This window comes from Arthrobacter sp. Y3221160 (genome assembly GCF_059092585.1).
Window position 1 is genome coordinate 185,320 of the sequence record NZ_JBNHHU010000001.1, and the last position, 16,532, is coordinate 201,851.

The 16,532-nt window shown below is 68.4% G+C and carries 17 protein-coding genes and 6 tRNA genes; 8 read left to right on the forward strand and 15 right to left on the reverse strand.

The window, feature by feature from the left end; all coding sequences use genetic code 11:
• Positions 1 to 100: 100 nt before the first annotated feature.
• The 5 genes from AC5RWG_RS00825 to AC5RWG_RS00845 form a co-directional block, all read right to left on the reverse strand.
• Positions 101 to 1,168, reverse strand: coding sequence for a threonine aldolase family protein (locus AC5RWG_RS00825; RefSeq protein WP_493999563.1), 1,068 nt, complete (start codon positions 1,166 to 1,168; stop codon positions 101 to 103).
• A 49-nt stretch (positions 1,169 to 1,217) separates the two neighbouring features.
• Positions 1,218 to 2,021, reverse strand: a complete 804-nt coding sequence (locus AC5RWG_RS00830) for an SDR family NAD(P)-dependent oxidoreductase (protein WP_494023183.1) — start codon at positions 2,019 to 2,021, stop codon at positions 1,218 to 1,220.
• A 1-nt stretch (position 2,022) separates the two neighbouring features.
• Positions 2,023 to 3,402, reverse strand: a complete 1,380-nt coding sequence (locus tag AC5RWG_RS00835) for a DUF6421 family protein (RefSeq protein ID WP_494166240.1) — start codon at positions 3,400 to 3,402, stop codon at positions 2,023 to 2,025.
• Positions 3,403 to 3,631: 229 nt separating this feature from the next.
• On the reverse strand, positions 3,632 to 4,054 hold the full coding sequence (gene msrB, locus AC5RWG_RS00840) for a peptide-methionine (R)-S-oxide reductase MsrB (protein ID WP_494166241.1): 423 nt from the start codon (positions 4,052 to 4,054) through the stop codon (positions 3,632 to 3,634).
• A 14-nt stretch (positions 4,055 to 4,068) separates the two neighbouring features.
• Positions 4,069 to 4,572 (reverse strand): hypothetical protein, encoded by a 504-nt coding sequence (locus tag AC5RWG_RS00845; protein WP_493999567.1) that lies wholly within the window; start codon positions 4,570 to 4,572, stop codon positions 4,069 to 4,071.
• A 100-nt stretch (positions 4,573 to 4,672) separates the two neighbouring features.
• On the opposite strand from AC5RWG_RS00845, the gene AC5RWG_RS00850 reads away from it, so the two are divergent.
• Positions 4,673 to 5,911, forward strand: coding sequence for an alpha/beta hydrolase family protein (locus AC5RWG_RS00850; protein ID WP_494025837.1), 1,239 nt, complete (start codon positions 4,673 to 4,675; stop codon positions 5,909 to 5,911).
• A gap of 56 nt (positions 5,912 to 5,967) precedes the next feature.
• On the opposite strand, the gene ybaK is transcribed toward AC5RWG_RS00850, so the two are convergent.
• The 3 genes from ybaK to AC5RWG_RS00865 all read right to left on the reverse strand — a co-directional run bounded on the left by ybaK (position 5,968) and on the right by AC5RWG_RS00865 (position 7,899).
• Positions 5,968 to 6,459 carry a Cys-tRNA(Pro) deacylase gene (ybaK, locus tag AC5RWG_RS00855; protein ID WP_494025838.1) on the reverse strand — a complete coding sequence of 164 codons (492 nt, stop codon included), beginning with the start codon at positions 6,457 to 6,459 and terminating at the stop codon, positions 5,968 to 5,970.
• Positions 6,460 to 6,461: 2 nt separating this feature from the next.
• Positions 6,462 to 6,929 (reverse strand): SufE family protein, encoded by a 468-nt coding sequence (locus tag AC5RWG_RS00860; RefSeq protein WP_494166242.1) that lies wholly within the window; start codon positions 6,927 to 6,929, stop codon positions 6,462 to 6,464.
• Positions 6,930 to 6,993: 64 nt separating this feature from the next.
• Entirely contained in the window at positions 6,994 to 7,899 is a 906-nt protein-coding gene (locus tag AC5RWG_RS00865; RefSeq protein ID WP_494166243.1) for a sulfurtransferase, read from the reverse strand.
• Positions 7,900 to 8,302: 403 nt separating this feature from the next.
• Here AC5RWG_RS00865 and zapE point away from each other — a divergent pair, with 403 nt between their 5' ends.
• Positions 8,303 to 9,340: a cell division protein ZapE gene (gene zapE, locus AC5RWG_RS00870; RefSeq protein ID WP_493999572.1), complete on the forward strand. Its 1,038-nt coding sequence runs from the start codon at positions 8,303 to 8,305 to the stop codon at positions 9,338 to 9,340.
• A gap of 139 nt (positions 9,341 to 9,479) precedes the next feature.
• On the opposite strand, the gene AC5RWG_RS00875 is transcribed toward zapE, so the two are convergent.
• Positions 9,480 to 10,136: a hypothetical protein gene (locus AC5RWG_RS00875; protein ID WP_494025841.1), complete on the reverse strand. Its 657-nt coding sequence runs from the start codon at positions 10,134 to 10,136 to the stop codon at positions 9,480 to 9,482.
• A 120-nt stretch (positions 10,137 to 10,256) separates the two neighbouring features.
• On the opposite strand from AC5RWG_RS00875, the gene AC5RWG_RS00880 reads away from it, so the two are divergent.
• The gene (locus AC5RWG_RS00880) at positions 10,257 to 10,874 is read left to right on the forward strand and encodes a hypothetical protein (protein ID WP_494166244.1); all 618 of its coding nucleotides are present in this window, start codon (positions 10,257 to 10,259) and stop codon (positions 10,872 to 10,874) included.
• A gap of 148 nt (positions 10,875 to 11,022) precedes the next feature.
• On the opposite strand, the gene AC5RWG_RS00885 is transcribed toward AC5RWG_RS00880, so the two are convergent.
• From AC5RWG_RS00885 to AC5RWG_RS00910, 6 genes are all read right to left on the reverse strand, one after another.
• A complete protein-coding gene (locus AC5RWG_RS00885; RefSeq protein ID WP_494025843.1) occupies positions 11,023 to 11,271 on the reverse strand; it encodes an antitoxin in 249 nt (82 codons plus the stop codon).
• A 126-nt stretch (positions 11,272 to 11,397) separates the two neighbouring features.
• Positions 11,398 to 11,472 (reverse strand) — tRNA-Val (locus tag AC5RWG_RS00890).
• Positions 11,473 to 11,516: 44 nt separating this feature from the next.
• Positions 11,517 to 11,590 (reverse strand) — tRNA-Gly (locus AC5RWG_RS00895).
• Between the two features lie 38 nt (positions 11,591 to 11,628).
• Positions 11,629 to 11,700 (reverse strand) — tRNA-Val (locus AC5RWG_RS00900).
• Between the two features lie 39 nt (positions 11,701 to 11,739).
• Positions 11,740 to 11,810, reverse strand: a tRNA-Cys gene (locus AC5RWG_RS00905).
• 61 nt (positions 11,811 to 11,871) lie between these two features.
• Positions 11,872 to 11,945 (reverse strand) — tRNA-Gly (locus AC5RWG_RS00910).
• 342 nt (positions 11,946 to 12,287) lie between these two features.
• On the opposite strand from AC5RWG_RS00910, the gene AC5RWG_RS00915 reads away from it, so the two are divergent.
• The 5 genes from AC5RWG_RS00915 to AC5RWG_RS00935 all read left to right on the forward strand — a co-directional run bounded on the left by AC5RWG_RS00915 (position 12,288) and on the right by AC5RWG_RS00935 (position 16,519).
• Positions 12,288 to 12,362 (forward strand) — tRNA-Val (locus tag AC5RWG_RS00915).
• Between the two features lie 135 nt (positions 12,363 to 12,497).
• Complete coding sequence (locus tag AC5RWG_RS00920; RefSeq protein ID WP_494025844.1) at positions 12,498 to 13,370, forward strand: cytochrome; 873 nt, start codon at positions 12,498 to 12,500, stop codon at positions 13,368 to 13,370.
• A gap of 58 nt (positions 13,371 to 13,428) precedes the next feature.
• Positions 13,429 to 14,025 carry a peptide deformylase gene (gene def, locus AC5RWG_RS00925; RefSeq protein WP_494025845.1) on the forward strand — a complete coding sequence of 199 codons (597 nt, stop codon included), beginning with the start codon at positions 13,429 to 13,431 and terminating at the stop codon, positions 14,023 to 14,025.
• A 17-nt stretch (positions 14,026 to 14,042) separates the two neighbouring features.
• Complete coding sequence (fmt, locus tag AC5RWG_RS00930) at positions 14,043 to 14,972, forward strand: methionyl-tRNA formyltransferase (protein ID WP_494026056.1); 930 nt, start codon at positions 14,043 to 14,045, stop codon at positions 14,970 to 14,972.
• On the forward strand, positions 14,969 to 16,519 hold the full coding sequence (locus AC5RWG_RS00935) for an RsmB/NOP family class I SAM-dependent RNA methyltransferase (RefSeq protein ID WP_494166245.1): 1,551 nt from the start codon (positions 14,969 to 14,971) through the stop codon (positions 16,517 to 16,519). The genes fmt and AC5RWG_RS00935 overlap by 4 nt, the downstream gene beginning before the upstream one ends.
• Positions 16,520 to 16,532: the final 13 nt, after the last annotated feature.

Consider the following 16,532-nt stretch of genomic DNA (forward strand, 5'->3'; position numbering starts at 1 on the left):
CTGCAGAGAGATCAATCGCACTCACACAGCCAGATTAGGCCCTGATGCCGCAGGACGTCAGGCAGGCGCGCCGGGGAGCGGAGGGCATCCCGGCGCGGGACTAGGAGAGTTCGCTGCGGATGGCCGCGGCGAAGGCGTCGATGTCGTCTTCGGTGGTGTCGAAGGAGCACATCCAGCGGACCTCTCCGCGCGACGAATCCCAGTCGTAGAAGCGGAACTTTTGCCGCAGCCGGTCCGCCACCCCGGGCGGCAGCGCGGCGAACACGGCGTTGGACTGGGTCGGCTGGGTCAGGGACAGCCCCTCGACGCCCTCGACGGCGGCGCGCAGCCGCGCGGCCATCGCGTTGGCGTGGGAAGCGGAGCGCAGCCACAGGTCGCCGTCGTACAGGGCGATGAGCTGGGCGGAGATGAACCGCATCTTCGAGGCCAGCTGCATGTTCATCTTGCGCAGGTACTGCAGCCCGTGGGCTGCATCCGGGTTCAGCACCACCACGCATTCGCCGTAGAGCAGGCCGTTCTTGGTGCCGCCGAGCGACAGGATGTCCACCCCGGCGTCGGTGGTGAAGCTGCGCAGGTCGGTGCCCAGGGAGGCGGCCGCGTTGGACAGCCGGGCCCCGTCCATGTGCAGCTTCATGCCGCGTTCGTGCACGTGGTCGGCGATGGCGCGGACTTCCTCGATGCTGTACAGCGTGCCCAGCTCCGTGCTTTGCGTGATGGACACGGCCAGCGGCTGCGCGCGGTGTTCGTCCCCCCAGCCCCAGGCTTCCCGGTCGATCAGCTCCGGAGTGAGCTTGCCGTCGTCGGCCGGCACCGCCAGGAGCTTGATCCCGCCCACGCGTTCGGGCGCACCGTTTTCATCCACGTTGATGTGCGCGGTGGAGGTGCAGATGACGGCGCCCCACCGCGGCAACAGCGACTGCAGCGACAGCACGTTGGCGCCGGTCCCGTTGAACACCGGGAAAGCCTGGGCGGCGTCGCCGAAGTGTCCGGCGATCACCTGTTGCAGCCGCGCCGTGTAGGCGTCCTCGCCGTAGGCAACCTGGTGCCCGGTATTGGCGTGGGCCAGCGCGGTCAGGACCTCCGGATGGACGCCGGAGTAATTGTCCGAGGCGAAGCCGCGCAGGTCGGTGTCGTGCAGGGAACCGGAAAGCAGGGGGGAGTCAGTCACGTGTTTCAGTATTCCTTAATCAGTGGGTGCCGTCACAGCCGGACCCGGGTCAGGCCAGCCGGATGCGTTCCCCGTTGAGGCGGGCGGCGTCCAGCGTGAACAGGGAGGCGGCGGCGCGGCCCAGGTCTGCCACATCGGTAAAACCGGCAAATGCCTTCTCCGGATCGGCCCGGCGCATGGCGTCGTCAAGCAGGGCCTTGACGGCCAGGACGACGGCGGCAGAGCGCTGGGGGGCGGGATCCTCCTTGCGCCCGGACTGGGCCCGGCGGAAGGCGTCGGCCACCGAGAACATCCAGCTCTCGGCGGCGGCTTTGGCGGCAGCGTAGTTGGCGCCGGACGCGGTGGGGGTATCCGTTGCCGTGCTCGAGACGATGGCCACCCGGCCGGACGCCGAGGCCTCCAGCTGGGAAAAGAACGCGCGGGTGGTGTTCCGCAGCGTGCTGATCAGCTGCCGGTGCAAAAAGTCCCAGTCCTCGTCCGACTGCCCCGTCAGGCCCTGGCCGCCGCGCCAGCCGCCCACCAGGTGGATCAGTCCGTCGGCCCCGCCGTGCTCGGCGGCAACGGCGCCGGCCAGCTCTTCCACGGCCCGGCGGTCGGCGAGGTCGCACTGGTAGGAGGCCACGGCATCGTTCTCCGCATAGGCGGCGTCGAGCCGGTCCTTGCTACTGCCGACCGCCAGCACGGTGGCACCCGCGCCGGTCAGGGCAGCGGTGACGGCCTGGCCGGAGGCGCCGGATGCGCCGGCGACGACCACTGTGAGGCCGGCGAGGCGGCCGGGGCCGGGCGCGGCGGCCAGCAGCCGTTCGGCATCGGGCGGCCCGTCGCCGTTGCGCTGGTGTTCGGCGGCGGCCATGTCAGGCCGACTCTCCGGTGATCCCCGAGGTGGATTCGATCACCGGCTTCATCTTCCGCGCGAGGGCCTCGTAGAACATGGACAGCGGGAACTCGTCGTCCATGACCTGGTCGGTGACCTCGCGCGGCAGCCCCGTCAGCGGCAGCGCATCGGGGCCCTTGGCCCAGACCGAGGCCGGGTGCGGGGTCAGCGTCTTGGTCAGCATCTCGTAGGCGGCCAGCCAGTGGGCCACCTTGGGCCGGTCGATGGAGCGCCAGTACAGCTCCTCGATTTCCCCGCCCAGGGCGACGACGGCGTCCGCGACGTTGTCCCAGTCGATGGAAAGCTTGCCGTCCGTCCAGTGCAGCACACGGTGCTGGTGCAGCCAGGCGAACAGGAGCTGGCCGCCCAGGCCGTCGTAGTTGCGCACCCGGTTGCCGGTGATGGCGAAGCGGAAGATCCGGTCGAAGATCACCGCGTACTGCACCAGCCGGGCGTGCCTGCGGACCTCATCGGACGCGGTGGCGTCGTGGGCCAGGCGCACCGACTCGCGGAAGGCGGTCAGGTCACAGCGCAGTTCCTCCAGCGAGTACAGGAAGTACGGCATCCGCTGCTTGATCATGAACGGGTCGAAGGGCAGGTCGCCGCGCATGTGCGTGCGGTCGTGGATCAGGTCCCACATGACAAAAGTTTCCTGCGTCAACTGCTGGTCATCGAGCAGGGCCGCAGCTTCTTCCGGCAGGTCCAGCGAGGTGATGTCGGCCGCGGCGCGGACCACTTTGCGGAACCGGGCCGCCTCGCGGTCGGCGAAGATGGCGCCCCAGGTGAAGGCGGGGGTTTCCCGCACGGCCACGGTCTCCGGGAAGAGTACGGCCGAGTTGGTGTCGTAGCCGGCCGTGAAGTCCAGGAAGCGGATGGGCACGAACAGCTTGTTGGAGTAGGAGCCCGATTCCAGTTCGCCGATGAAGTCCGGCCAGATGACTTCGATCAGCACGGCTTCGACCAACCGGTCGCTGCTGCCGTTCTGCGTGTACATCGGGAAAACCACCAAGTGCCGCAGGCCGTTGATCCGGTGCTGCTGCGGCTGGAACGCCAGGAGCGAGTCCAGGAAGTCCGGGACGCCGAATCCGCCGTCGCGCCAGCGGCGGAAATCCACCACCAGTTTCTCCAGGTAGTCGGCGTCGTGTTCGAACAGCGGGGCCAGCTGGCCAATGGCGTCGATGATCACGTCGGTGTGCCCGACGGCAACGCGTTTGTTGCCGTCGTCCGGTACCGAGCCGTCGTGGACCTGGAGTCCGCGCAGTGCGGTGGCCGCCTCTTTCAGGCGCAGCCATGCCGGGTGCTGCGCCGGGTTGCCGTGCACGGCGGCACTGGAGTTGCTGCGGGTGGGGGTGATGGTCATCGTCGCCTCGCCTTTCCGTCGGGCCGGGTCTCCCGGCGCCTCACGTCGAATATGCAGCGAGCGTAGCAAGGCAACAGCACTACTTATGTCAAAAGCGGCCGGAAGTTAGGAAGTGTAATGCTCAGCCCCTCGGCAGGCGGGAATGATTAAGCCCGGCTCGTGCTGGCCGGGCTTGAATCAGATGAAACGTGGAAGCGCCGAAGGCGCCAAGGAGGCGCGGTACGAAAAGCTACTGCGTTTCCTTCAGCGTCAGGGACACCGAGTTGATGCAGTAGCGCTGGTCCGTGGGGGTCCCGTAGCCCTCGCCCTCGAACACGTGCCCGAGGTGCGAGTCGCAGCTGGCGCAGCGGACTTCGATCCGCTCCATCCCCATAGTCGAATCCCGCAGGTAGCGCACCGTGCCCTCGGCCAGCGGCGCCCAGAAGGACGGCCAGCCGCAGTGGGAGTCGAACTTCTCCTTGCTGGTGAACAATTCGGCTCCGCAGGCGCGGCAGCTGTAGACCCCCTCGGTATGGGTGTCCCAGTATTCGCCGGTGTAGGGCCGCTCCGTGCCGGCCTCGCGGAGCACATGGTATTCCTCCGGGCTCAGCTCCCGCCGCCATTCATCGTCGGTCTTGGTCACCGGGAACTGTCCGGCCTCTGTGTTGCTCATAGTCTCTCCAACGTTCACGAGTCGCCAATGTATCCCGAGCCCGAGTACAGGTGCAGGACCGGAATGCCCAGCTTGTCCTGCGCCCGGTTGGCCCAGTCGGTATGGAAGGTATCGGAAATGGAATGCGGCCGGGTGATGACTACGGCCCGGTCTGCCGGATGTTCCCCGACGTACTTGACCAGGGCGGACACGCCGTCGTCCTCGACGATGTCCACGGTGGCGTTGAAGCCAGCTTCCGCCAGCAGCCTGGCGGAGATGCGCCTGGCTTCGTCGGCCTCGTGCCGGGCCTCTTCCGGAGTCGGCTGGCCGTGCGCCAGCTCGCGGAACGCGGTGCCGACCTCCAGCAGGCTCAGCCGCTCGACGAAATCGAGCAGCAGGTTCCGCTTGGTGTCCTCGGGAATCAGCACCCGGAAGGTGGTCTGCCCGGCGGCGGTCTGCTCGCCGGCCAGCCAGCCGAAATTCTGTAGGTCGGCGTCGTTGAGCGGTTCCTCGGTCAGCACGACGATGGTTTCGGTCATGCGCCCAGCCTAATCAGCAGCACAAGCGGGGGACAACAACGCGGCGCGCCGACGGCGGCGCCGGTTAGCGGTCGGCACCGGCACCGGCAAGAATGGACCCATGGCTGTGTTCGAACGCTCAGACCGGTCCGGCCGGAACACCTCCGCCGGCGACGGCCAGCTGCCCCGTGCCCGCTGGCTGCTGCTCGGTGCCTTGGCGGGAGCCGGAGCCGGATCAGTCCTGGCCGGAGCGACGTCGGGACTGGCCTCCTATTTCGCCCGCCAGGTGCTCACCCCGGTCCGCGAGCACGTCCAGGACCTGGAAATCCTGGCCGTCGTCGGAACCGGCCCGCAGCAGGAAATCATCCTGCCGGCCACCCCGGACACCACGGCGCCGGGCGTCTACAGCGTCTATTACGACGGCGGACGATCCGTGGCGCGGGTGGGCGAGGTGACGTCCTACTCGCCGCGGGAAGGCACGGTCCAGCGCAGGGTCGAGCAGGTGTATGCCGGCGACCTCGCCGCCGCCACGCGCGGCTGGTGGGGTGGTGCGGCCTACCCGGACCCGGCCGCCGTCGGGCTGGCCAATGAGGAAGTCGACATCGAGGTGGAAGGCGGCATTGCGCCGGCCTGGCTGGTCCGTGCCGAGGCGGAGGCGAAAACCTGGGCCATCATGGTGCACGGCCGGGGTGCGTCCCGGGCCGAGGGCATCCGCGCCGTCCGGTCGGTCCGCGGGCTGGGCATGGCGTCGCTGCTGATCTCCTACCGGAACGACGGCGAAGCCCCCTCAGCCCCGGACCGCCGCTACGGGCTGGGCATGACCGAATGGCGCGACGTCGAGGCGGCGATCGGGTTCGCCCTGGCGAACGGGGCGGAGGATGTGGTGCTGTTCGGCTGGTCGATGGGCGGGGCAATCAGCCTGCAGGCAGCCGACCAGTCCCGCTACCGGAGCCGGATCCGTGCGTTGGTGCTGGACGCCCCGGTGATTGACTGGACCGACGTGCTGGCCCACCAGGCGAAGCTGAACCGGATCCCGGATGCCGTGGGGCAGTTCTCGCAGTGGCTGATCTCTAACAAGGCCGGACGGCTGCTGACCGGCCTCGCCGCCCCGCTGGACCTGAAGATGATGAACTGGGTGGCCCGGGCCGACGAGCTGCAGGTGCCGACGCTGATCGTGCACAGCGAGGACGACGACTTCGTGCCGCACGGCCCGTCCGCGGCGCTGGCCGAGAAGAACCCGCTGGTCACGTTCGAGCCCTTCAGCGGGGCCGGTCACACCCGCGAATGGAACGTGGACCCGGAACGCTGGGAGCGCGTCGTCACGTCCTGGTTGACCCGGGTGCTCCGTCCGGTGGGCTAGGGCCCTATCCCGCCTTCAGCGGGGCGAAGGACGCGCCCGTCAGCGCGGCCAGGGCCCTATCCCGCCTTCAGCGGGGCGAAGGACGCGCCCGTCAGCGCGGCCAGGTCCGCCGGGGCGATCTCGATATCCAGGCCGCGGCGGCCGCCCGAGACCAGGATGGCGCCGAAGTCCCGGGCGGTGGAATCCAGCACCGTGGGGCTGGCGTGTTTCTGCCCCAGCGGCGATATCCCGCCCAGCACATACCCGGTGCGCCGCCGGGCTACCTGCGGGTCTGCCATGGCCGCGCGCTTCCCGCCCAACGCCGCGGCCAGTTTCTTCAGGTCCAGGCTGGAACTGACGGGCACGACGGCGACCGCCAGCGATCCGTCCACGACGGCCATCAGGGTCTTGAACACGCGGGCGGGATCCATCCGCAGCGCCTCCGCGGCCTCGAGGCCGAAGCTGGGCGCCGCGGGGTCGTGGGCATAGGTGTGCAGCACGTGCGGAACCCCCGCCCGCTGCAGCAGCGTGGTGGCGGGGGTTCCGGCGGATGGTTTGTGCCTGGCCACCGTCAGGCCGAGGCGGCGCGCAGTTGCCGTGCCTCGGTGATCAGGCGCTTGATGCGGTAGAGCATGGCGGACATGCCGCGGATCCGCAGCGGGGTGATGGCGCGGGTCAGGCCCAGGTGCTCGGCGATATCGTCGGGAACGGCCAGGATCTGCTCTGCCGGCAGCCCGTTGAGCCCCTCGTGCAGCACGGAGGCGAAGCCGCGCGTGGTGGGGGCTTCCGGCGGAGCCGAAAAGTAGATCTGCACGTCCTGGTCCGGGTCATCGCCCAGCTCCAGGGTCAGGAAGAGAGGAGACTGGCATTCCACCACCTGCTCCAGCAGTTCCGGATGCCCGGCGAAGCGTTCCGGCAGCTCGGGCAGCTCCCGGGAGAAGTCCAGCAGCAGCTGCAGCCGCTCGGCCTCGCTGACCGCCTGGAAGTCGTCGATGATTTCTGCCAGCGGTTCGGGAATCGTCTGCTCGGTCACGGTCATACTTGCGCTCTCTCTTGCAGTTTCGGGCTCGTTACGTCAACGTTGCGTGCCCGCCGGCTATTCCTCAGCGGGCCGAGGCGGGGATCCCGCCGGGCTCGGCGCCCCTGACGATCGGCACGCGCACGGCATTGCCCCATTCCGTCCACGAGCCGTCGTAGTTGCGGACCGTGTCGAAGCCCAGCAGGTACTTGAGTACGAACCAGGTGTGGCTGGACCGTTCGCCGATGCGGCAGTATGCCACCACGTCGTCGCCCGGCTTCAGCCCGGCGTCGTCCAGGTAGATGGCCTCGAGCTCTTCGCGCGATCGGAACGTCCCGTCCTCGGCCGCCGCCCGCGCCCACGGCACGGACGCCGCCGTCGGAATGTGGCCCCCGCGCAGCGCCCCTTCCTCGGGGTAGGCGGGCATGGTGGTGCGCACGCCGGTGTATTCCTCCGGGGAGCGGACGTCCACCAGCGGCTTGCCGAAGTGGTCCAGCACGTCGGTGAGGAAGGCCCGGATGGGCGCGTCGTCGCGCTCGACCACGGGGTAGTCAACCGCCTCGGGCCGCGGCACCTCGGTGGTCAGTTCCCTGCCCTCCGCGATCCACTTGTCACGGCCGCCATCCAGCAACCGCACGTCTTCATGGCCAAACAGGGTGAAGACCCAGAGCGCGTAGGCCGCCCACCAGTTGCTCTTGTCCCCGTAGAGCACCACGGTGGTGTCCCGGCTGATGCCCTTGGAACCGAGCAGCGCGGCGAAGCCCTCGCCGTCCACGTAGTCGCGGGTGTCCGGATCATTCAGGTCGGTGTGCCAGTCGATCTTCACCGCGCCCGGAATGTGGCCGGTCTCGTATAGCAGGATGTCTTCGTCGGACTCCACGACCACCAGCCCGTCCGCGCGCAGGTTCTCAGCCAGCCACTGCGTGGAGACCAGGCGGTCGGGGTTGGCATAGGCGGCAAACTTCTCGTTGTGCTCGGCGGCAATGGGCATGGCAAACCTTTCCTTGACGTGCAGCTTTTAGCGTGCAGACGGCCGTGCAAAACGGCCGGGGGACTTCTGTTTAGCCTAACCACCGGAGCAGGCAAAAGCTTCCGGGGCCTCACCCCGCGTCACATCGTGGCCGGGCGGAGCGCCTGGGCCGGCCGGCCGGAGCCCCTGGGCCCGCCGGGCCGGAGCGCCTGGGCTTCCCCGGCGGAGCTCCTGGGCCCGCCGGCCGGAGCAGGCAAAAGCTTCCGTGGCCTCACCCCGCGTCACATCGGGGCCCGCCGGACCCGCTGTGGCCTGGCTTACACCGGCTGCCGCCGGCGGGCGGGGTAGCGTATCGTTTTGCTGGCGGCATTCCGGCCGCTGTGCATTCTCCGAGCCCATGTCAGGAAGGCAGCGGTTAGCCTACGTGCCCCAGATTGAACAGCTTTCACGCCGGACGCCGAAGGTGTCCGTGGACGAACTGCTGGCGGGCCTGCACCCGTCGCCGCGCTTCGGCGAAGTATCCTTCGCCAGCTACCGCCCGGACCCGGCCCAGCCGTCCCAGAGCGAGGCTGTGACTGCGCTGCAGCGTTTTGCGGTTGTGGTCGACCGGCCCAAGCCCAAGGGCTTGAAGAAGCTGTTTGGCGGCGGCAAGCCGGAGGGCCACTCCGGCATTTACCTCGACGGCGGGTTCGGCGTGGGCAAGACCCACCTGCTCGCCTCGCTGTGGCACGCCGTCGACGGCCCGAAGGCCTTCGGCACCTTTGTGGAGTACACCAACCTGGTCGGCGCGTTGTCGTTCCGCAAAACCGTGGAAGCGCTCAGCAGCTACCGCCTCGTGTGCATCGACGAGTTTGAACTGGATGATCCCGGCGACACCGTGCTGATGTCGCGGCTGATGCGCGAGCTCGCCGACGCCGGGGTCAAGCTTGCGGCAACCTCCAACACCCTGCCGGGTTCGCTGGGGGAGGGACGCTTTGCCGCCGTCGATTTCCAACGGGAAATCCAGGTGCTGTCCGACCAGTTCGAGGTCATCCGGGTGGACGGCGAGGATTACCGGCACCGGGGGCTTCCGGCCGCCCCCGAGCCGCTCAGCGACCACGAACTTAAGCGGCGGCTGCATGACTTCGATGGCAAGGTGGTGGCCGCCGACGAATTCTCCGATCTCGTCAACCACCTGGCCGGGGTGCATCCCAGCCGGTACAAGCAGTTTCTCGACGGCGTGGACGCGGTGGCCTGGCATAACGTGCACACGATCACCGAGCAGGCCGTGGCCCTGCGGTTCGTGGTGCTGGCCGACCGGCTCTACGACAAGGACGTGCCGATCATCGCCAGCGGCGTGCCGTTCGATGAGCTTTTCACCCCGGAAATGATGTCCGGCGGCTACATGAAGAAGTATTTCCGGGCGGTATCCCGCCTGACCGCGCTGGCCCGCGAGGGCCAGGCCGGCGAACCAGCGGCCTAGCTCCCGCAGCCGGGCGCGCACATGCCGCCACTGTGCAGGAGTAATGCCCTGCGCCTGATGACGATACGACCGGGCAACCGACGCGACCGACGCGGTGTTCAACTACGCGACCCCGCCGAATGGCCGAGACCGGGCGCCCCTACTCCGTGATGCCAAGCATGGTGCAGATGTTCGGCATGCTGTTGGCCGTGCACAGCCGGTACGTTCCGGGGCGAATGCTGTCCGGAATGATGAGGGTGTCTGGGCCAAGTCCCTCGACGCCAATATCCTTCCAGGTTTGGCCCTTGGGGTCGTTCGCAGGCCACCATGTTGGGGAACCAGAGCCGCCGTCGTCATCGGTCGTGGCAATGAGGTAGTAGCGGACAAGCCAGCTGTTGCCGTCCTGTTCTTCCAGAACCCAGGGGATTCCCCGGGAAGTTTCCTCGGGGAATCGGACCTTGATGGTCTGCCCCGGTTTAGTAGGAGAAGGCGAGACTTTGAGCAGTTCGGGATGCATCTGCGCGTCTGGATCGTTCACCCCTGCCGTGCCGGCTGGTTCTTGGACGGCGGTTCCTCCGGATGTTGAACTTCCACAGCCGGACAACGCCAGCAGTACGACAACCCCAGTCGTCAGTTTGGCTATCGCATGCATGCCCGCCCCTTGTTGTGATGTACAACGGTCTGCGTCACGGTAGCGGCGGAACAGCATGGAGAGGAAGGGGGGGCGCTGCGAAGCATAACTTCTTGTTGATGCGGCCAGATGACCAAAGCCTGGGCCGAGGCAGTGGATTTCTTGGAGACAGAGGATGTGGAGCATCTGGGGCTTGGTGAGAAGTAGGTGCAGGAGGCTCTGTGCGGTTCTGTGCCGGTCCTATGGTGGGACACTTACCTGACCGAGCTGGAGCGGACGAGGAATCAAAATCTCGAAAGGGAATTCATGAGATCCAATCAGCCCCTGCCAGATAACCCCTGGCCGCAGGACATGGTCATCTCTGTGAAAGTCGCGCCGAACCACCTTTCGCTCCTGCTCTTCATCCGTAGCGCTTGGAACATTGCCCCGGATGTCGCCATTCCCGAGTTGAACCCGGCACCGAAGCCCGGTGCCTCGAGACCGCCTGCCACTGCAGACAGGACTGAGTGGGGCGCCCGTTGGCAGCAGGCTTGGGAACGAGCTTGGGCCTGGTACGACACGGGGGACCAGAAGAACCAGCATCCAACGCCGGAAATCCGCTCCGATCAGGAGAGGCACGTGGCCTTCCCACCGGGCTGGACAACCGAATACGGCTGGGATGGCGTGGACATCGACGGCTTCAACCATTGGCAAATCCAGCTGCAGCCCAACCACATGCTCCCTCTTGAACTACACCCCGAACGCCGCTGTCTGCCGGCTCTGATTGCCGCTTGGAAAACAGGCTTGGACACCGTCCTGGTCATGCCTTATCAGGGGGACTACGCCAAGCGCATCAGCCCAAGGCATCTCGTCGTCTCGGCGCAGACCCATGACGATCCCGAGAGCTACACTCGCGCCTTGGCCTCCAGGCTCCCACCCGATTAGCTATCAGTTGCCGAGCAGCGGCGCAGGAATGGCACGGGCTGAGGGGTCCGCCGGACCGCAAGGCGCGCCCGGGCGAATAAGCGGCCTCACGACAAAGGGTGCCGGCTCGCCTCCCGGCGGTCCGGCACCCTCCTTGGCGTGCCCAGGACTAGGCGGACGGAGTGTTCCCGTCGGACGGTGCCTGGCCATCCCTGTCACCGAACGTGTCGACGAAACCGGATGCCTTGGCCTGCAGGCCGCCTACCTGCTTGGAATACTTACCGCCGGTCTTGGCGTCGATGTAGTCACCGGCGCTGCCGACGGCACCCTTGATCTTTCCAGAGTGTTCTCCCACCAGGCCGGCTGCCTTGTCCTTGAGTCCTCCGGCCCTGCCCTTGAGCTCGTCAAATACAGACACAGCCACCTCCTTTCCGACGGGGGGCCCTTCGCCCCTGCACATCCATCGTAGGCACCGCCCGGGAAGCCGCTCAACGGCTAAACATGGGCTTAAACAAAAAAGGCTCCCGCCGGGGGAGCCGTGGTGTGGTGGGCGATACTGGGATCGAACCAGTGACCTCTTCCGTGTCAGGGAAGCGCGCTACCGCTGCGCCAATCGCCCCGGTGTGCCCGAGGCGGGCCGCTGGAGAAAACGCTGAAAAAGAGAGCGGACGACGGGATTCGAACCCGCGACATCCACCTTGGCAAGGTGGTGCTCTAGCCAGCTGAGCTACGTCCGCGCGAAACGGTTTCCGGATCACTCCGGACTGCGTTCCAGTGGGCGATACTGGGATCGAACCAGTGACCTCTTCCGTGTCAGGGAAGCGCGCTACCGCTGCGCCAATCGCCCGTGATCTCTCACGAGATGTTTGCTGTGTCGCCGCAAACGAGGTGGGGACGGGATTCGAACCCGCGTATACGGCTTTGCAGGCCGCTGCCTCGCCTCTCGGCCACCCCACCGTGCCTATTCGCAGTTGCGCTAGGACCGGCCAGCGACGCTGGCACGTTACAGTGACTTGCGAGCGGACGACGGGATTCGAACCCGCGACATCCACCTTGGCAAGGTGGTGCTCTAGCCAGCTGAGCTACGTCCGCAAAAGTTTTCCATCACTTTTTCCGCGATCCTTCATCGAACGGCTCGCGGCGTCGCTGTGATTTCCAACGAGTAAAAACTCTATAGGACGATTCCCGCTTCGTCCAATCGACGCTGCGGCGGGTGAAACGACGCGGGCCGCTCGGCCCGGAGGCTCTGGACGCGGCGGCTGGCCCGGCGATCCGTTCCGTGGCCCACCCGCGGTCCCGTTCCTCGCCGGCCCCAAAGACCACACCCGTAACAAGTGGCCAGGCGCCATAGCCGGGCGATTTTTGTTTCAGCGCCTCGGTGAGCTAGCATTTCTAGACGTTGCAGGAAGCGCCCGCGCATCCGCAGCAAACCCGGGGCGATTGGCGCAGTGGTAGCGCGCTTCGTTCACACCGAAGAGGTCACTGGTTCGAACCCAGTATCGCCCACCACGGAAAACATCCCCGGCCAGGCAGCACCGCCTGGCCGGGGATGTTTTCGTTAACGGGCGCGGAGGCCGTCCGCCGTCGCGCCGGCGCTGTGCCTTGCGGACCGGAACGGTCAGTGGAACCTGAGAAGATTTCCTTATGACTGCACCACTTCTTGCGCATGCCACCGCCCACGGCCGCATGTACGCGCGCTCCACCTCGGAGCCGCCGTCGGTTCCCTCCATCACCACCGTGATCGCGCAGGAGCCCACCACGCTGGACGGTTGGTTCGCCCACATGGCAGCCACCTCCCTGGCCTCCGATGCCAGGCTGGCCGAGGCCGCCGGAGACCCGGGGCGGCTGCGGTCGCTGGCGAAGGAAGCGACCCTGGCCGCCGACCGCTACCGGGATGCCGCCGCGCTGCGCGGGGACCGCGTCCACGGTTACTGCGAACAGGTGGCACTGCGGGCGCTGGACAGGGAGCACGACGTGGCGGGTGCCCGGGAGGCGCTCAAGGCCAACGGCGAAGAGGCTTTCGCCGCCAGGTTCGACGAATGGTGGCAGCTCTACGGGGTGGAGCCCATCGCCCCGGAGATCACCGTCTGGAACCAGGAAGTCGGATACGCCGGCACGCTGGATCTCGTGGCCCGGATCGCGGGGCGCACCTGCCTGATTGACTTCAAGACCAAGGGCACGGACCGCAACGGCCAGGTCAAGGCGCTCAACGACAAGGTGGTCATGCAGTTGGTGGCGGGCATGAAGGCACAGGAGTCGCTGGTCGACGCCGCGACGGGGCGCTGGGAGCCGTGGGCCCACGGGGACGATCCGCTGCTGCTGGGAGTGGCGATCGGTGAGACGGAAGTCCGGCCGATGCGCGCCAACCCCGAGGTGCTTCGATGGCACTGGTACCGCTTCTGCTCGCTGCGCCGGGCGTGGGAGACGCATCTGCAGGTAGCCGAGGCGGGCCGGGCGCTGCTGCCGATCGCGCCGCCCCCTGCGGCCGCCCTGCAGGCGGTCCAGCAGGCCCACTAAACTGGACCGGAACCCAACGGCAGCGTACTGAAGCGGCAACAGTGAGGACAAGAACTACATGGCGATCCTGAGCATCCGGATTATCGGCGACCCCGTGCTGCGGACCAAGGCGGAAACGGTCACCGTGTTCGGGCCGGAGCTGGCCAAGCTGGTGGCGGACATGGATGAAACCATGGAGGACGTCGACGGCGCCGGGCTGGCCGCACCGCAGGTGGGCGTGAGCCTGCGCGTCTTCACCTTCCGCGTGGACGGCCGGCGCGGCCACGTGGTCAACCCGGTGCTCGAGCTCAGCGACGACTTCCAGGACGACGTCGCAGAAGGGTGCCTGTCCATACCCGCGCTGGGCTACCCGGTGCGCCGGCGCCGCTGGACGCGGGTAACCGGCCAGGACATGCTCGGCAACCCGGTGGAGTACGAGGGCGAAGGGATGCTGGCCCGCTGTTTCCAGCATGAGGCCGACCACCTGGACGGAATCCTCTACATCGACCACCTCACCGGCGAGAACCGGAAGAACGCGCTGCGCTCCATCCGCAACGCCGGATACAACGGTGTGGCCGGCGAAACCCAGGCCCAGCGCGCTGCCCACGTCGGCTCCGGCTTCAGCCGCGGGCCGGCCGCGGCGGGCACCGGTTCCTTCGGGCAGCCGCTGGCATGACGGACGGCGGCAGGCGCTTGCGGGTCCTCTTCGCCGGCACTCCCGGCGTGGCCGTGCCCTCCCTCGACCGGCTCGTCGAGGACGACTTCGAGATTGTGGCCGTGCTCACCCGGGAGGATGCGCCGGTAGGGCGTAAACGGGTCCTGACCGCCTCGCCGGTGGCGGCCCGCGCCGCGGAACTCGACGTGCCGGTGATCCGGGCCAACCGGATTGGTCCGGCCGCGGCCGATGCCATCCGGGCAGCCGCCCCGGATGTGGCGGCCATCGTGGCCTACGGCGGCCTCGTCCCGGAAGCCGCGCTCGGCATCCCCGAACACGGCTGGATCAACCTGCACTTCTCACTCCTGCCCGCGTGGCGCGGCGCCGCGCCGGTGCAGCACGCCATCATCAACGGCGACGACGTCGTCGGCGCCTCCACCTTCCAACTTCAGAAGGGGCTGGACACGGGCCCGGTGTACGGCACCCTGACCGAGGCGTTGCGCCCCGCGGACACCAGCGGCGAGGTGCTGGAGCGGCTCTCCCGCAGCGGCGCCGTGCTGCTGTCGCAAACCCTGGCGGCCGTTGGCGCGGGCACAGCGGTGGCGGTGGCGCAGTCCGGCGATGTCAGCCTCGCGCCCAAGCTGTCCCTGGAGGACGGTCACATTGATTGGCGGCAGCCGGCGCTGGCCATCCGCCGCCGCATTAACGGCGTTACTCCCGAGCCCGGTGCCTGGACCATGCTCGACGGCCAGCGCTTCAAGCTGGGCCCGGTACGCCTGCGGCCGGAGCACCGCGGGCTGCCGCCCGGGGCGGTGAGGCTGTCCGGCGGCTCGTCGGCCTCGGCGCTCGTGGGCACCGGCTCCCATGCCGTGGAGCTGGACAGGGTCCAGCCGGCGGGCAAGAAAATGATGGATGCAGCAGATTGGGCCCGCGGGCTCGGACAGCGTGAGGACGTGCACTTCGAATGAGCGGCCGGAATGAAGGCAGCCGGAACAGCGGACGCCAAGGCGGCGGCGGCCAGGGGGCCGGCCGCCGTGATGCTGCGGGGCGGGAGCGCAACCGCGGCGGCGCCAGGCAGTACTCCCGGTCGGCTCCGTCGCAGCGGACGCGGGCGGCCGACCCGGCCCGGCTGGCGGCCTTCGAGGTGCTCCGCGCCGTGGAACGGGACGACGCGTACGCGAACCTGGTGCTGCCGGCGAGCATCCGCAAACACCGGCTGGACAAGCGCGACGCCGGCTTCGCCACGGAGCTGGCCTACGGCGCCCTCCGCGGTTTGGGCACGTACGATGCCATCCTGGCCCGCTGCGTGGACCGGCCGCTGGACCAGCTGGACCCCGCGATCCTCGATGCGCTCCGCCTCGGGGCACACCAGCTGCTGGCCATGCGGGTGCCGGCCCACGCCGCCCTGGACCAGACCGTCGGCCTGGCCCGCGCGGTGATCGGCGCTGGCCCCGGCTCGCTGATCAATGCCGTCCTGCGCAAGGTCACCGCCCGCGACCTGCGCGGCTGGACCGCCGAGCTGACCGCCGGTGAGACCGACCCGGTCAAGGCGGCGGCTCTGGAACACAGCCATCCGGAATGGGTGGTGCGGGCCCTGCGGCAGTCCCTGGCGGGGCACGGACGCCGCGTGGACGAATTGGAAGACCTGCTGGCGGCCGACAACGCAGCGCCGGTCGTAAACTTGGTGGCGCTGCCCGGGCTGGGCTCGCTGGACGAGGCGATCGACGCCGGCGCGGAGCCCGGGGAACTGGTCGCTGGATCCGCCCTGTATGCGGGCGGAGACCTCGGCCGGCTGGCCAGCGTGCGGGCCGGAACCACCCGTGTCCAGGACGCCGGCTCCCAACTCGTAGCGCTGGCCTTGGCCGCCGCCGCGCCGGTGACGCCGGGCGAGCGCTGGCTGGATCTGTGCGCCGGCCCCGGCGGCAAAGCCGCCCTGCTGGGCGCGCTGGCCGCCGAGCGGGGCGCCACGCTGCTGGCCAACGAGGTGGCCGAACACCGTGCCGAACTGGTCCGGAAGGCCTTGGCGCCGGTACCGGTCGGGGTGTGGGAGATCCGCACCGGCGACGGCCGCGACGTGGGCGAGCTGTATGCCGGACGGTTCGACCGGATCATGGTGGACGCTCCCTGCACCGGGTTGGGGGCCCTGCGCCGCCGCCCTGAGTCGCGGTGGCGCCGGAAGCCCTCCGACGTGGCGCAGTTGGGGCCGCTGCAGCGCGAACTGCTCGGCGCGGCCGTGGCCGCCGCAAAGCCGGGCGGCCTGATCGCCTACGTGACGTGCTCCCCACACCCCGCGGAGACGACGGCGGTGGTCGCCGACCTGCTGCGCCGGAACCCCGGGGTGGAACTGCTGGACACCTCCTCCGTCCTCGACGGGGTCAGCCTCCCCGGGCACTTGGAAGCAGGGCAGCCCGGCGGCGACGCCGTGGGCCGGGCCGGCGGGACGACGGCGCAGCTGTGGCCGCACCGGCACGGCACCGATGCCATGTTCATGGCGCTGCTCCGCCGAACCAATTAGGTCAACACCGGTT

Bases quoted from the DNA above. Each gene is read 5' to 3' on its own strand.
- AC5RWG_RS00845 (WP_493999567.1), bottom strand. From the start codon at position 4,572: ATGACCGAAACCATCGTCGTGCTGACCGAGGAACCGCTCAACGACGCC.
- AC5RWG_RS00875 (WP_494025841.1), bottom strand. From the start codon at position 10,136: ATGCTCCACATCCTCTGTCTCCAAGAAATCCACTGCCTCGGCCCAGGC.
- msrB (WP_494166241.1), bottom strand. From the start codon at position 4,054: ATGAGCAACACAGAGGCCGGACAGTTCCCGGTGACCAAGACCGACGAT.
- AC5RWG_RS00830 (WP_494023183.1), bottom strand. From the start codon at position 2,021: ATGGCCGCCGCCGAACACCAGCGCAACGGCGACGGGCCGCCCGATGCC.
- AC5RWG_RS00920 (WP_494025844.1), top strand. From the start codon at position 12,498: ATGACTGCACCACTTCTTGCGCATGCCACCGCCCACGGCCGCATGTAC.
- AC5RWG_RS00860 (WP_494166242.1), bottom strand. From the start codon at position 6,929: ATGACCGTGACCGAGCAGACGATTCCCGAACCGCTGGCAGAAATCATC.
- AC5RWG_RS00880 (WP_494166244.1), top strand. From the start codon at position 10,257: ATGAGATCCAATCAGCCCCTGCCAGATAACCCCTGGCCGCAGGACATG.
- AC5RWG_RS00865 (WP_494166243.1), bottom strand. From the start codon at position 7,899: ATGCCCATTGCCGCCGAGCACAACGAGAAGTTTGCCGCCTATGCCAAC.
- AC5RWG_RS00835 (WP_494166240.1), bottom strand. From the start codon at position 3,402: ATGACCATCACCCCCACCCGCAGCAACTCCAGTGCCGCCGTGCACGGC.
- AC5RWG_RS00935 (WP_494166245.1), top strand. From the start codon at position 14,969: ATGAGCGGCCGGAATGAAGGCAGCCGGAACAGCGGACGCCAAGGCGGC.
- def (WP_494025845.1), top strand. From the start codon at position 13,429: ATGGCGATCCTGAGCATCCGGATTATCGGCGACCCCGTGCTGCGGACC.
- AC5RWG_RS00850 (WP_494025837.1), top strand. From the start codon at position 4,673: ATGGCTGTGTTCGAACGCTCAGACCGGTCCGGCCGGAACACCTCCGCC.